At 38.6% G+C, this 14,523-nt stretch carries 12 protein-coding genes; 6 read left to right on the forward strand and 6 right to left on the reverse strand.

The features are described 5' to 3' along the window. Position 1: 1 nt before the first annotated feature. Both PCI70_RS09645 and PCI70_RS09650 read left to right on the forward strand, forming a co-directional pair. Positions 2–1,150 carry an MFS transporter gene (locus PCI70_RS09645; protein WP_269915125.1) on the forward strand — a complete coding sequence of 383 codons (1,149 nt, stop codon included), beginning with the start codon at positions 2–4 and terminating at the stop codon, positions 1,148–1,150. A 7-nt stretch (positions 1,151–1,157) separates the two neighbouring features. After that, positions 1,158–2,069, forward strand: a complete 912-nt coding sequence (locus tag PCI70_RS09650) for a LysR family transcriptional regulator (RefSeq protein ID WP_269915126.1) — start codon at positions 1,158–1,160, stop codon at positions 2,067–2,069. Here PCI70_RS09650 and PCI70_RS09655 read toward each other — a convergent pair. The 4 genes from PCI70_RS09655 to PCI70_RS09670 all read right to left on the reverse strand — a co-directional run bounded on the left by PCI70_RS09655 (position 2,027) and on the right by PCI70_RS09670 (position 5,173). Next, positions 2,027–2,521 (reverse strand): SRPBCC domain-containing protein, encoded by a 495-nt coding sequence (locus PCI70_RS09655; protein WP_269915127.1) that lies wholly within the window; start codon positions 2,519–2,521, stop codon positions 2,027–2,029. The genes PCI70_RS09650 and PCI70_RS09655 overlap by 43 nt on opposite strands. Positions 2,522–2,644: 123 nt before the next feature. Further along, positions 2,645–3,463 carry a 4-hydroxy-tetrahydrodipicolinate reductase gene (gene dapB / locus PCI70_RS09660; protein ID WP_269915128.1) on the reverse strand — a complete coding sequence of 273 codons (819 nt, stop codon included), beginning with the start codon at positions 3,461–3,463 and terminating at the stop codon, positions 2,645–2,647. 104 nt (positions 3,464–3,567) lie between these two features. Next, a complete protein-coding gene (gene dnaJ / locus PCI70_RS09665; RefSeq protein ID WP_269915129.1) occupies positions 3,568–4,689 on the reverse strand; it encodes a molecular chaperone DnaJ in 1,122 nt (373 codons plus the stop codon). 106 nt (positions 4,690–4,795) lie between these two features. Further along, a complete protein-coding gene (locus PCI70_RS09670) occupies positions 4,796–5,173 on the reverse strand; it encodes a hypothetical protein (RefSeq protein WP_269915130.1) in 378 nt (125 codons plus the stop codon). Between the two features lie 316 nt (positions 5,174–5,489). Between PCI70_RS09670 and ppc the strand changes: the two genes are divergently transcribed. The 4 genes from ppc (at position 5,490) to PCI70_RS09690 (ending at position 11,990) form a co-directional block, all read left to right on the forward strand. Beyond that, positions 5,490–8,177, forward strand: coding sequence for a phosphoenolpyruvate carboxylase (gene ppc, locus PCI70_RS09675; protein ID WP_269915131.1), 2,688 nt, complete (start codon positions 5,490–5,492; stop codon positions 8,175–8,177). A 210-nt stretch (positions 8,178–8,387) separates the two neighbouring features. Further along, a complete protein-coding gene (locus PCI70_RS09680; RefSeq protein ID WP_269915132.1) occupies positions 8,388–9,677 on the forward strand; it encodes a solute carrier family 23 protein in 1,290 nt (429 codons plus the stop codon). A gap of 192 nt (positions 9,678–9,869) precedes the next feature. Further along, positions 9,870–11,387, forward strand: a complete 1,518-nt coding sequence (locus tag PCI70_RS09685) for a catalase (protein ID WP_269915140.1) — start codon at positions 9,870–9,872, stop codon at positions 11,385–11,387. A gap of 108 nt (positions 11,388–11,495) precedes the next feature. Then, entirely contained in the window at positions 11,496–11,990 is a 495-nt protein-coding gene (locus PCI70_RS09690; protein WP_269915133.1) for an ankyrin repeat domain-containing protein, read from the forward strand. Here the strand turns inward: PCI70_RS09690 and PCI70_RS09695 are convergent. Both PCI70_RS09695 and tpgA read right to left on the reverse strand, forming a co-directional pair. Next, entirely contained in the window at positions 11,987–13,264 is a 1,278-nt protein-coding gene (locus PCI70_RS09695) for a hypothetical protein (RefSeq protein ID WP_269915134.1), read from the reverse strand. The genes PCI70_RS09690 and PCI70_RS09695 overlap by 4 nt on opposite strands. Positions 13,265–13,644: 380 nt before the next feature. Next, positions 13,645–14,460, reverse strand: a complete 816-nt coding sequence (gene tpgA / locus PCI70_RS09700) for a trimeric autotransporter adhesin/peptidogylcan-associated protein TpgA (protein ID WP_269915135.1) — start codon at positions 14,458–14,460, stop codon at positions 13,645–13,647. Positions 14,461–14,523: the final 63 nt, after the last annotated feature.

Consider the following 14,523-nt stretch of genomic DNA (forward strand, 5'->3'; position numbering starts at 1 on the left):
GATGAAATTTAACTTCCCTTTATTGGCTTTAGCTATTGGTGCTTTTGCCATTGGTACAACTGAATTTTCGCCCATGGGGCTTTTACCTAATATTGCAACAAGTCTAAATATTAGTATTCCAACAGCAGGAATGCTTATTACAGGCTATGCTTTAGGCGTGATGATTGGTGCACCCATTATGACGTTATGGTTTGGTCATTTTGTACGGCGCCGTGCTTTAATTACGCTTATGGCGATTTTTACAATAGGCAATATTTTAGCTGCTATTGCTCCTAATTATTTTACCTTACTGTTTGCTCGTATTATCACAAGTTTAAATCATGGCGCTTTTTTTGGGATTGGCTCTGTAGTGGCTGCAAGTGTCGTACCTAAAAACCAACAAGCAAGTGCTGTTGCAAGCATGTTTATGGGGCTTACTATTGCCAATATTGGTGGTGTACCCTTTGCAACATGGCTTGGGCAAACCATTGGTTGGCGTGCAGCTTTTGGGGCAATTTCAGGACTTGGTGTGATTACGATGTTTGCTTTATATAAAGCACTTCCTGCAAGCCATGTGGGTCAAAAAACTGATGTTAAGGCAGAACTAAAAGTTTTAACACGTCCTGCTGTTTTATTGGCTCTACTTACCACTGTTTTGGGTGCAGGGGCAATGTTTACACTTTACACTTATATTGCACCTAGTCTTGAATCGTTTAATCATGCTTCTCCAAGCACTATTACATTTATGCTTGTTTTAGTCGGCTTAGGTTTTTCTATTGGCAATCATTTGGGTGGAAAATTTGCTGATATTTCGTTAATTAAAACCTTAATTGGTTTTTTAAGTCTCATTATTATCATGATGTTAGCTTTTCCACTTCTCGCACAAAATCCAATAAGTACGGCAATTGCTTTAGTGGTTTGGGGTGCAGCTACTTTTGGTATTGTTCCACCTGTTCAGATGTATGTGATGTCAGTTGCCTCTGAAGCATCAGGGTTAGCATCTTCGGTGAATATTGGGGCATTTAATTTAGGAAATGCTTTAGGGGCGGCAGCAGGTGGGCTAGTGCTGAGTTTAGGCTTAAACTATGCTTATGTATCTTATGCAGGTGCGATGCTTGCAAGTTTCGCCCTCATTTTAATTATTATTCAACGCAAACAAGTCACTCATTGATTATCGTATGAATCATGTTTTACGTCATTTAGATTTAAACCTACTTAAAACATTTGCTGTTTTATATGAGGTAAAAAGCGTTACAGAGACAGCTCAACGGCTGTCTTTAACACAACCTGCTGTCAGTAGTATGTTAAATCGTTTAAGAGAAACTTTTAACGATCCTTTATTTATACGTGCACAGCGCTATATGGTACCTACCTTACGTGCAGAACAACTTGCACCTCAAATTCAAAATATCTTAAAAAATGTAGAGCGTTTAGCCGAACCCACTGAGTTTGACCCTGCAACTGCACAATTAGAAATTAAAATTGCAGCAACCGATTATTCATTGCAAACTATTTTAATTCCCTATATTGCTTACCTAAGAAAAAAAGCACCTTTTATCAAAATTGCTATTTTTTCGACAGAAGATCAAAACACATACGAACGCCTCACCACAGGCGAACTAGATTTTATTATTACCGCACAGCCTCACGCTCAATTACATACGCATCATCTTTTTTCAGAACATTATGTGTGTGCGGTTCATCAAACACACATACTGGCAAAAAATAATCAGCTATCAATTGATGAGTTTTGTGCGGCACACCATCTACTTGTATCTTTAAATGGCGACGCCTTTTGGGGAATATCTGATGAGGTTTTAAAACAGATCGCACAACAACGCCATGTGGCTGTTGCTATACAAAATTTTGCAGCAGTACCCAATTTGCTTGCTGTCACTGACCTCATGGCGACTTTGCCTTCACGGATTGTTAAAGGTCAGTCACAACTAAAAACGTTCACACCGCCAATAGATATTCCTCAGTTTGAGAAATTCTTAGCTTGGCATGAACGCTCACATCATAGCTTGGCACATATTTGGTTAAGAGATCAGCTCATTGCAATGTGTACAAGTGAGTCTAACCAATCTTGATGACCATTTAACATGACATTCGGTTGAGTTTTTGCTAACTCTTTAGCAGGCTCACCTATTTGCGTTTCTTGCGTCAAAATACGTACACGGTTACCTGAAAGATTTTCAATTAACCAAGCATGATGGACATCTAAACGTGTTTTTCCTTCGCCTGCCCAACCATGCCAAGCAATTCTAGTAACCCCATCTTGAGGTGCAACAAATTCAACTACCTGAGCATCGACAGGAAATCCAAATGTTTTAAAAAAGAAAACTAACGATAACTCTAACTGATCTGCACCTTTTAAATCGACGTCAGATGAATTGGAATAATAGTTTGGCCACGTTTTTGCATTAACTAAATGTGGCCATACATCCTCTACACTTAAACCTGCCACAATCACTTCGTTTGATACGTAGTTGTCTGTTGTACCTGGTAAAAACTTTTCTGGCCAATGGATTGCATTCATCATCTTTTTATCCTTCATTTGTATGAAGTCATGATGCAAGTTCAAGGCGTGTAATACCAATTACGTTTTATAATAGTGTTTATTAATACAATTAATATCAAAAAGCCCCTTTATCGGGGCTTTGTTTTAATCGATTGATTTTTTAAGATCTAACACATCGTTCATATCGTATTGTTTTGCTTCTCGCCCTGCGACCCATGCCGCCGCGCGAATTGCCCCCGATGCAAAATTCATACGGTTGGTCGCTTTATGTGTTACTTCTACACGCTCGCCCTCACCAATAAACATGACCGTATGCTCACCTACAATATCGCCACCACGAATGGTTTCAAAACCAATGGTTTCACGCTCACGTGGTCCTGTATATCCCTCACGTCCGTAAACAGCTACTTTTTTCAGGTCACGTCCTAATGTATCTGCAACGGCTTCACCCATCATAAGGGCTGTGCCTGATGGTGCATCTACTTTATGGCGATGATGTGCTTCAATAATTTCGATATCTACCGTATCGCCAAATACTTTGGCTGCAAGCTCAAGTAATTTAATCGAAACATTTACTCCTACAGAATAATTTGCGGCATAAACCACAGGAATATACTGTGCTGTTTTGCTTAATAATGCTTTTTGCTCATCCGAAAAACCTGTGGTACCAATCACCATGGCAACACCTGCCTCGCGACACAATTTTAAATGCTGTTCGGTCGCAATAGGGGCAGTAAAATCAACCACAACATCAACGTGGCTTAAAATTTCTTGGATATCCCCCACAATTTTAACGCCTAAATTGCCCACACCTGCAAGCTCACCTGCATCTGCACCAATTAAAGAACTTGTTGGACGCTCAACTGCACCTGCAAGCGTATGCCCTGCTTGTTGTACAGCTTGAATCAGAATACGCCCCATGCGACCGCCTGCACCTAAAATTCCAATACGAGGAGTTGCCATTTTTATGTCCTTAAATTTAGTCTTGTAAATTACTATAACAAAACTGAGTGAAATATTGAGCAAAAAAAACCTGCCAAATCAGGCAGGTTTTTAAATCAAACGGCTTAATCAAATAAACGATCAAAAAATGATTTTTTCTTTTCGCTTGAATGTTCGTGCTTGCCGTCCATGGTGTCTTGTAATTCTTTTAACAATTCACGCTGACGAGATGTTAAGTTGACAGGTGTTTCAACCACAATACGGCACAGTAAGTCACCAATCATACTTCCACGTACAGGTTTAACGCCTTTACCACGTAAACGGAACATTTTACCGTTTTGCGTGCCTTCAGGAATTTTCAAACTCACACGCCCTTCTAGCGTTGGAATTTGAATTTCTTTTCCTAAAGCAGCATCTGCCACGTTTACAGGAACATCCATATAAAGGTCTGCACCATCACGTTGGAAAATATCATGTTCACGTACGGCAACTTCTACATACAAGTCACCCGGTTGTCCACCACGAATGGCTTCACCTTTACCAGATAAACGAATACGGTCGCCATTATCTACGCCTGCAGGAATAGTAACTTCGAGGGTTTGTTGACGATTTTTAACCCCAGAACCATGACAGCTTTGACATGGATTTTTAATAATTTTACCTTGTCCACGGCATGTACTACAGGTTTGCTGAACCGAGAAAAAGCCCTGTTGCATGCGCACTTGTCCTGAACCATGACAAGTTTTGCACGTTTCAACATCATTCGGGTTTTTGGAACCATGTCCATCACATACATCGCACGGTGCAGGTGCGGTAAATGTAATTTCTTTTTTAATGCCTTTAATGGCTTCTTCTAAGCTTAGCTCTACCACATAACGTAAGTCTGAGCCTTGGCGTTGTTGTTGCGCACGCCCACGACCACCGCCGCCACCGAAATTACCAAAAATATCGCCAAATTGGCTAAAAATATCTTCTGCGCTGAAACCACCACCGCCAAAGCCGCCACCACCGCCCATACCACCTTCAAAGGCATTGTGCCCCATACGGTCGTACATACTGCGTTTTTCACCATTAGATAACACTTCATATGCTTCAGATGCTTCTTTAAACTTTTCTTCAGCTTCGGCATTGTCAGGGTTACGGTCTGGATGATATTTCATCGCCAATTTACGATAGGCTTTTTTAATTTCATCATCACTTGCAGTTTTGGAAACACCCAAAACCTCATAATAATCACGTTTAGCCATGATAGGCGATGCTCCTCACGGAATTTTAAATATACGAAAACTAGCCCTTAACGTTGGGGTTTAAGACTATTTTTACAAGGGGAAAATTTGAACGACACAACAAAATCTAAAACACTGCTTTCTTTTTTAGGTATTTAAAGAAGCCTTGGACAAAGGTATTGAGTAAAAACATCCATGCGATAAAGCTAAAAATAATACCAACAATGGTACAACCTGTGACCCATTGCATCGCATCCCAAACATAAAAATGAAGTGGAATAAACCAAAGCACAGCAAATATAGCCATCAACATAAAAAGGATAATATTACGCATAATCCAAAAGGCTTGGGCTTGTACCCAAACTTCAGCTTCTTTTGCATGGGCAACTTTGATCGCCAATCCATATGCAATAAGACCTACCACGACTGTAAATAACGCAAGAAACATAAAAAAATATGCCCAACCAATCAAACGATGATGTTGTGTAATATTGTCTTGCGTCATTGAATATAAGCCCTGCTTGCAGTTTGCAAAGATAACTGTAAGTCTTTACTTAGAGAATGTTGTAAATGAAACGCAATACTATAGGAGAGTTTTCGCTTTTTCGCATCGATTTTTATAACTAAATCGTTGCTTTTTATGACAAGTACCTATTAAAACCCTAAAAATCGATTTATTTAGTCAAAATGATAGATAAAAAAAATGTATTTTAGACGAATGGCTAACAGTTTTTATTGGGTATTTTGGTATGTTTAAACTATAGACTGTAAAAGCCAAGCAATGATGTTGGACTTTCAGAAGAATAACGAGGGTTGAATAAATGCCACAACAAATTGATACACCATTAAGAGAAGATGTAAGACTATTGGGTAATATTTTGGGTGAGACACTCAAAACACATGCAGGCGAAGATTTGTTTAATCGTATTGAACAAATTCGTAAGCTCACCAAAGGTTCTCAAGATGGGCAAACCAACGCGGAAAAACAACTTGAAGATTTGTTTTTAAATCTAGAAGACGATGCTATTTTACCGCTAACACGTGCATTTAGTCATTTCCTTAATTTTTCTAACATTGCCGAACAACACAATGTGGTTAGACGGCGCAAAGAAGCAGACAAAGATCCAACTCGCCCATCGCCTAATCCACTTAAACCCCTATTTGAAAAGTTTAAAAATAATGCCATTTCTAAACAGCAATTATTTGACCAAATTTGTAATTTAAATATTGAGCTTGTTTTAACAGCGCACCCAACCGAAGTAAACCGCCGTACACTCATTCAAAAGTACGATGCCATTAATGACTGTTTAGAAAAATTAGATCAACAAGATACAACGCCTGTTCAACGTAAAAAGATTATTCAGTACATCAAACAGCTCATTTGCTTGGTGTGGCAAACAGATGAAATTCGTCAAAATAAACCCACCCCTATGGATGAAGCCAAAGGTGGTTTTGCAGTCATTGAACAAACACTATGGAATGCAGTTCCGCGTTTTGTTCAAGAATTAAATGAACTTGTAGAAGAACATTGCGGACAAACATTACCACCTGATATTAGCCCAATCCGTTTTGCTTCTTGGATGGGGGGTGACCGTGACGGTAACCCAAATGTAACGCATAAAGTGACCCAAGAAGTGCTGTGGTTTTCGCGTTGGCAAGCTGCCGAGATGTATCTTAAAGATTTAGAAAGTTTACGTTGGGAACTGTCTATTCAAACGTGTACGCCTGAATTACGCCAAGCATTGGGCAGTGACCACCCTGAACCATACCGTCAGCTATTACGAGATACGCGCGAGCGACTTAATCTCACTATCAAATGGTTAGGAAGTAAATTACAAGGCATTGAAATTGCAGATAATCCACGCGTTATTCAATCAAAATCAGATTTATTAGACCCATTGCTTTTATGCTATAAATCTTTAATTGAATGTAATTTACCTGAAATTGCCAATGGGCATTTACTTGACCTTATTCATCGTGTGCAATGTTTTGGCTTAGAACTGTTAAAACTTGATATCCGTCAAGAATCGGGGCGTCATCGCCAAGCAATTGCTGCAATTACCGAATATTTAGGTTTAGGTGATTTTGCAACATGGTCTGAGCAAGCACGTCAAAACTTTTTACTCAATGAGCTTCAAAACAAACGCCCATTACTGCCTAAAGTTTTAAATGCACCTGAAGAAAGTTTAATTAACCATCCTGATGTTAAAGAAGTCTTTGCCACCATGTATACGCTGGCACAGCAACCCTCTGAGTCATTAGGTGCTTATATTATTTCAATGGCAGAATATCCAAGTGATGTGCTTGCGGTTCTTTTACTCCAAAAAGAAGCAGGTATTGAGCAACCATTACGTGTTGTACCTTTGTTTGAAACACTTAAAGACTTAGACAGTGCAGCCGATACGATGAGCGCCCTGTTTAATATGCAATGGTACAAACAGCATATTCAAGGCAAACATGAAGTCATGATCGGCTATTCGGACTCTGCCAAAGATGCAGGCTTTATGTCGGCAAATTGGGCGCAATACCGTGCACAAGAAGAGCTAACAGAAATCGCACAGGCACATGATGTTGAACTTACGTTATTTCATGGACGTGGCGGTTCAATCAGCCGTGGCGGTGCGCCAACGCAACAAGCGCTATTTTCACAACCGCCGGGTTCTATTTCAGGTGCTATCCGTGTGACTGAACAGGGCGAGATGATTCGCTTTAAGTTTGGTGTAGAAGATATAGCCCTACAAAATTTAGAAATTTATACGGCAGCAACACTCGAAGCCACTTTACTGCCACCGCCTGTGCCTAAACAGTCTTGGCGTCAGTTGATGCATCAAATGACGGAAACATCGGTAAAAGTGTATCGTGAAACTGTACGCCATAATCCGCATTTTGTGGAATATCTGCGCACAGTTACGCCTGAACTTGAATTACAAATGTTACCACTGGGCTCTCGCCCCGCTAAACGCCGTGTAAGTGGTGGTATTGAGTCTTTACGTGCCATTCCTTGGGTATTTGCGTGGACACAAATTCGTTTAATGTTGCCTGCATGGTTAGGCACAAGTGCTGCCATTGATGAAGTGCTAGACGAAAACCAAAAAGCATTATTAGATGAAATGCTTGAGCAATGGCCGTACTTCCGTACGCTTATCGATATGTTTGAAATGGTACTATCTAAAGCAGATGCCGATATTGCGCTATATTATGAAAACCATTTAACTCACAACGAAAACCTAAAAGAACTTGGCAAGCAATTACGTGATCGTCTACAAGATGCGATTAATACGTTACTTAAACTCAAAAGTGAATCAGAGCTACTTTCACAAAATGAGGTATTAGACCAAGCAATGCGCGTACGCAAAACGTATCTATTGCCTTTACATTTATTGCAAGCAGAACTGATGAAACGTCGTCGTGCATATTTAGCAAAACATCAGGCTGAACATACGCCTGTAGACCATGCGCTAATGGTAAGCATTGCAGGTATTGCTGCAGGCTTACGTAACACAGGTTAAAAGCGATAACCTTTTGTCATTAGGGTAGTGATCGTTTCTTATCACTACCCTTTTTACCTTTTGGCTATAATATCTTTAAAAATTTATTTTAATTAAAATTAAGATGTTGAAATAAATCGTTATTTTAAAATTTTATTATTTTTATAATGCCAAAAGCTTTAGGTAGGCGTATGATTGTTTCAATTTTGTCCGTGTTCTAAGGAAGTATATATGTCTTGGTTTCCAACATGGCGACCATATACTGGTCAAAAAGAAAATCGTGCGGTTGCCACAAACGAATATCTTCCTTTTAGTCATAGCCTTATTCTTGGCTTACAACATACTTTTGCTATGTTTGGTGCAACCGTCTTAGCACCTGTTTTGATGGGTTTTAATCCTAATCTTGCCATTTTAATGTCTGGCTTATGCACCTTACTCTTTTTCTTGGTAACAGGTGGACGTGTCCCAAGTTATCTTGGATCTAGTTTTGCATTTATTTCTGTGGTTGCAACAGTGACAGGACATACCATTGGTTCGGGGCTTAATCTTAATTTAGGCATTGCTTTAGGTGGAATTGTAGCGTGTGGACTTATCTATGCGTTCATTGGTGTAATTGTGATGCTCACAGGCACACGTTGGATTGAAAGCCTAATGCCTCCTGTTGTAACAGGTGCAGTGGTTATGATCATTGGGCTTAATCTTGCACCTGTCACAATTAAATCTGTAGCAGGACAATCCTTTGAGATGTGGATGGCGCTTATTACCGTACTTTGTATGGGTGGTATTGCTGTTTTTTCTAAAGGTTTAATGCAACGCTTGTTACTACTATTAGGTTTAATTCTATCTTACTGTATTTACTTTACTGCAACCAACCTACTACATTTAGGACAAGCCATTAATTTTACACCCATCGCTCAAGCAGCATGGTTTGGTATTCCTCAATTTTCTACGCCTACATTTAGCACTCATGCCATTTTAGTGATTGCCCCTATTGCACTTATTTTAGTAGCAGAAAACTTAGGGCACGTTAAAGCAGTGGGTGCAATGACGGGAGAAGATATTACGCCTCAACTTGGCAAAGCATTTTTTGCAGATGGGTTAGCCACCACTATTTCTGGTAGTGTAGGCGCACCGGGTATGACCACATACGGCGAAAATATTGGCGTTATGGCGGTCACCAAAGTCTATTCTTCGCTTATTTTTGTCGTAGCAGGATTATTTGCTGTTTTTTTAGGACTTTCACCTAAATTTGGTGCCATGATCAGTACCATTCCAACCGCCGTACTCACAGGTGCTTCTATTGTGGTTTTTGGTTTGATTACCATTGCAGGGGCAAAAATTTGGATTGAAAATAAGGTCGATTTTTCAAATAATAAAAACCTGATGGTGGCGGCAGTGCCTTTAATTTTGGGTGCTGGCAACTTTGAGCTACATTTTGGTAATTTTAATTTAGGTGGAATTGGTACAGCAACCTTTGTTGCCATTTTTCTAAATTGGTTATTTCAGTTTAAAAAAATATAATTTTTATTGAGATTATTAGTGCTAGTACTTTCATTTAATTAAGTGAAAGTACTCACATCAATCTCGTATTTCAAAATAAAACAAACCAACAATCGTTTATACCTATTAACATTATCACCTTAATCTGATTTAAAAATATACATAGATTCACTAAAATCAAACATCAAAAAGAAATGAGAGTTTTTGAGTATGATGTTTTCAAAAAATCGTTTAGCTGTTTCGCTAGCAACTGCTTTATGCGCGAGCCAAATTTTTGCCGCACCACTCACTCGAGATAATGGTGCACTTGTTGGGGATAACCAAAATTCACAAACAGCAGGTGCTAATGGTCCTGTTATTTTACAAGATGTTCAATTAATTCAGAAGTTACAGCGTTTTGACCGTGAACGTATACCTGAGCGTGTTGTACATGCCCGTGGAACAGGTGCACATGGTGTATTTACCCCATCAGCAGATATTTCTGACTTAACGATGGCAAAAGTATTTAAACCAGGTGCTCAAACGCCTGTGTTTGTTCGTTTCTCATCAGTTGTACATGGTAACCACTCACCAGAAACCCTACGTGACCCACGCGGTTTTGCCACTAAGTTTTACACACAAGATGGTAACTGGGATTTAGTAGGTAACAACTTCCCAACATTCTTTATTCGCGATGCTATCAAGTTTCCAGATATGGTACATGCGTTTAAACCAAACCCTAAAACTAACCTAGACGATAACGGACGCACATTCGATTTCTTCCAACATATCCCAGAAGCAACACGTACTTTAACAGAATTATTCTCTGATAATGGTACACCTGCAGGCTATCGCTTTATGGATGGTAACGGCGTACATGCTTACAAGTTTGTCAATGCAAAAGGCGAAGTACACTACGTTAAATTCCATTGGAAGAGCTTACAGGGCATTAAAAACTTAACACCAGACCAAGTTAAAGATGTGCAAGGTAAAGACTACAGCCACATGACCACAGATTTGGTCAATAGCATCAAACAAGGTGACTATCCAAAGTGGGATCTTTACATTCAAGTACTTAATCCTGAAGATTTAGCAAAATTTGATTTTGATCCATTAGACGCAACTAAAATTTGGCCAAATGTTCCTGAAAAGAAAATTGGGCAGATGGTGCTTAACAAAAACGTAGACAATTTCTTCCAAGAAACTGAGCAAGTGGCAATGGCACCTGCAAACGTGGTACCTGGTATTGAACCATCGGAAGATAAATTACTACAAGGGCGTGTATTCTCTTATGCAGATACACAAATGTACCGTTTAGGTGCAAATGGTATGAGCCTACCAATTAATCGTCCTGTTGTTGCTGTGAATAATGGCAACCAAGATGGTGCAATGAATATGGGGCATACCACTTCAGAAGTAAACTACGAGCCAAGCGCCCGTAATCCACGTCCACAAATGGATCAGGCACGTTATAGCCAACTTCCATTAAATGGCACCACACAGCAAACCAAAATTGTAAAAGAGCAAAACTTTAAGCAAGCAGGCGAGCTATACCGTTCATTTACCAAAGCAGAACGTCAAGATTTGATTAACAACTTTGGTGGTGCAGTATCAGGCGCTGATGAGCAAGCCAAATACAAGGTCATTTCTTTCTTGTATAAAGCAGACCCAGAATACGGCACAGGTGTTGCAAAAGTTGCAAAAGCAGACCTTAACCGTGTGAAAAACATGGCAGCACAGTTACAAGACTAATGCTTTAGTCAGTACATATCAGGCTGATATGTACTGACTTTTCATTTAAAAAGGATCATAACGATGATTAAAAATCTTATATTTATAGTAGGGTTAGCAACATGTAGCATGCCAATTCTTGCCCAAGAAACGCCCGTTATTTCTGAACAAGATGCCAAGCAACAACTTCAAGACTACTTTTTTGAAGCTGCACGTACAGGTAACTTACCCATGCTACAAGAATTTATTCAGGCAGGTTATAACTTAAATATACAAGATACTAAAGGCTACAGTGCACTGATTCTAGCAGCTTATCATGGTCAAAAAAGTACGGTAGATACCTTATTAAAAGCAGGTGCAAACCCATGTTTACAAGATAATCGTGGTAATACAGCATTAATGGGCGCAATTTTTAAAGGTGAAATCAAAATTGCAAATACACTTATGCATACCAAATGCGCACCTGATCAACAAAATAATGCAGGACAAACTGCCAGTATGTATGCTGCCCTTTTTCAGAGAAAAGAAATTTTAGATTCGCTCATCAAACAAGGGGCAAATCCACATATTCAGGATGCAAAAGGTAATAATTTACAAGACCTACAACAAGGGCAGTTTCATTAAAGTTGTTTGTATTTTTGATCTAATACATTATTAAAAATACTTTCAATCATCCAAACACGGTACAAACTATTAAAAGTATAGGTTTTTCCATCTATCCTTAATTCTAAAACAGGAAAATTAGGTTGATGCTTAGAAACACATTGCGCATCGTTGTGTTCTAAAATACTTGGAATAGATAATTCTGTATCTAATTTAATTCCTAATTGAGTTTGTAAAGTTTTCACATGCGGTGGATAAGATAAGTCACGACCTTGTGTCCAAACGGCTTTTAAAATGTCATAGATCGTTTGTACACGTTCTTCAGGCGCTGTGCTATAAAACAACTGCGCAATATTTTGTACTGCTTGTTCATTCGGGCGACAAAATGGGGTAAATGCCACTTGTGTACGTTTAGACAATCGGGTTGCCAATGCCCAATCAAACTCATCACGACCGTGGTAACTTAACGGGTAAACATTCAAATCAATATTATAGTAACCCACCAATTCTTCTTGGATATAAGCCAATAATAACCAACTAATAGGATCTTCTAAGGCAATATATAAATCTAACTCAGGATGAAGCGCGTGAATATCTGCCAAATCTTCAGCATCATTAATGGCATGCTCGCGCCATTCAATGTGGTTAGGTAAAAAGATTGGGTTATCTGTTAAAAGTTTTTGCTGTTTAAGACGGCGTGTTAAACGCAGTAGGTCATCAACTGCATGATATTTCTTTTCACCAAACTCAAAATAGCTTTCACCAAGAGGCGCATGTGTAAAAAGACGTTCAGAAAATTCTTGAGGTTGTTGTCTACCTTGCGACATCGCGTAAAGGGTTTTTATTTTTCCGTACTGTTGTTGCCACAACATATGAAAGACATCTTCTAATAAATATAAAAAATCATCTTCACGTAAAGGGGTATTTTTTAAAATAGTGGTGGCTTGTTGTAAGGCTTGCGGGCTAGGTAATTCAGGTTGATCGTCATAGCCAAAGCGATGTTGTTTGGCTAAAATTTTGGCATCTTTTAAGCAGTAATGTTGCCATTCTTGTGTGGTCATATTATTCGGAGGTTCATCTGAGGTATCCGAAATCACAATTTTAAGTGGCTTTAATTCATCTGTTAAAATTTCATTAAGTTTTGGCAGTTGTTGCGCAATTAAATAACTGTAGACATCATCTAGTCTTAGATAAATGGTCAGCCCTTTTTCTATTGGTAGTTCTTCTTGTCTTGATGGTGTTTGATAAAACAATCTTGATCGGATTGGATCAAACCATCTTCGCAACAAAGACATGCGCCTCGCCTCTAAATTAAACCCAAATAATTTTAACAGGCTTTATATCAATTCAGGCATAAATGTTCAATGTTAGATAAGATAATCTTGTTGTTTACTGCCTGATGTTTATATCAATACATTTTTTATGTATTGTCCTATTTATATAAAATAATCTAAATATAGACTCATTCATTTTTTTATCTATAGTGTGAGTTAAACCAAATTCTATTTAATTCTGAGAGTATCTTTTTTTAAGCATCTAATATTGAATAATATTTTTTATAACGTAATAGAGTAAAAGAAAAAATTATAGATTATAATTATTTAAGTACGAAATGTTCATCATACATATAAAAAAGCCACCATAAAGGCAGCTCTTTTTAAATTACAAAATTAACTTACCAACTAATTGCAACACGACGGTTTGGTGCCAAACACGCAACATTTTTTGTTGTACGCGCATCACCTTTACATGATTCAAATTGGTCTGTTTTATTTGCAGCAACAATTTGAATTTTACTTTGGTCTACCCCTGCATCAACCAATTGCTGTGCAACTGTAACTGCACGTGCCTGAGAAAGTTTTTGGTTATAACTGCGTGAACCAACAGGGTCTGTGTAACCTGTAATGGTCACTTGGTTAGAACCACTATCTTGGATCGCTTGTACAATACTTGGTACAGATGCCGATTCTTTTAAAATTGCTTCTTTATTTGAGCGGTCAAACGTAAATAAAACATAAGCTTGTTTCATCTCTGCTTTAACAGGAACGACAACGGGTACAACTGCAGGTGTATTATTTACACCCCAATCTAATAGACCTTGGCATTCCTCACCTTTCCAAGATAAGCGCTCGCCAATATAGTGTTTATCAAAATCTATACGTAATTGGCAACGCTTATAGTCGTTGGTATTTGGTACGCGAATATCTAGCACATAGTTCCATGTACGGATAAAAAAGATCCCTTCACTAAATTGTGGATTACCTAATAAATGACGGTATTGATCTTTTGTTAAACCCACATCTAAATTAGCTGCTGTTGCATACTCATAGCGTTTAACTTGTTTAAGATAACTGTCTTTTACTTCAGGAAATTGTAAATCGCTTTGATTTGCTTCATGAAGACCTACAATCGTATCTTTGGCATGTGCAACAGATAGTGATGCAGTCAAACCTAATACAGCGCTGAGCAAAAATTTCGATGTTTTTGTCATGTTCATTACTCTCAATAATTTATAAGGTGGAAAAAGCCCTGTTGGACTTTTTCCGTTTGACTG

It is taken from the genome of Acinetobacter sp. HY1485 (assembly GCF_027568475.1).
Classification (GTDB): domain Bacteria; phylum Pseudomonadota; class Gammaproteobacteria; order Pseudomonadales; family Moraxellaceae; genus Acinetobacter.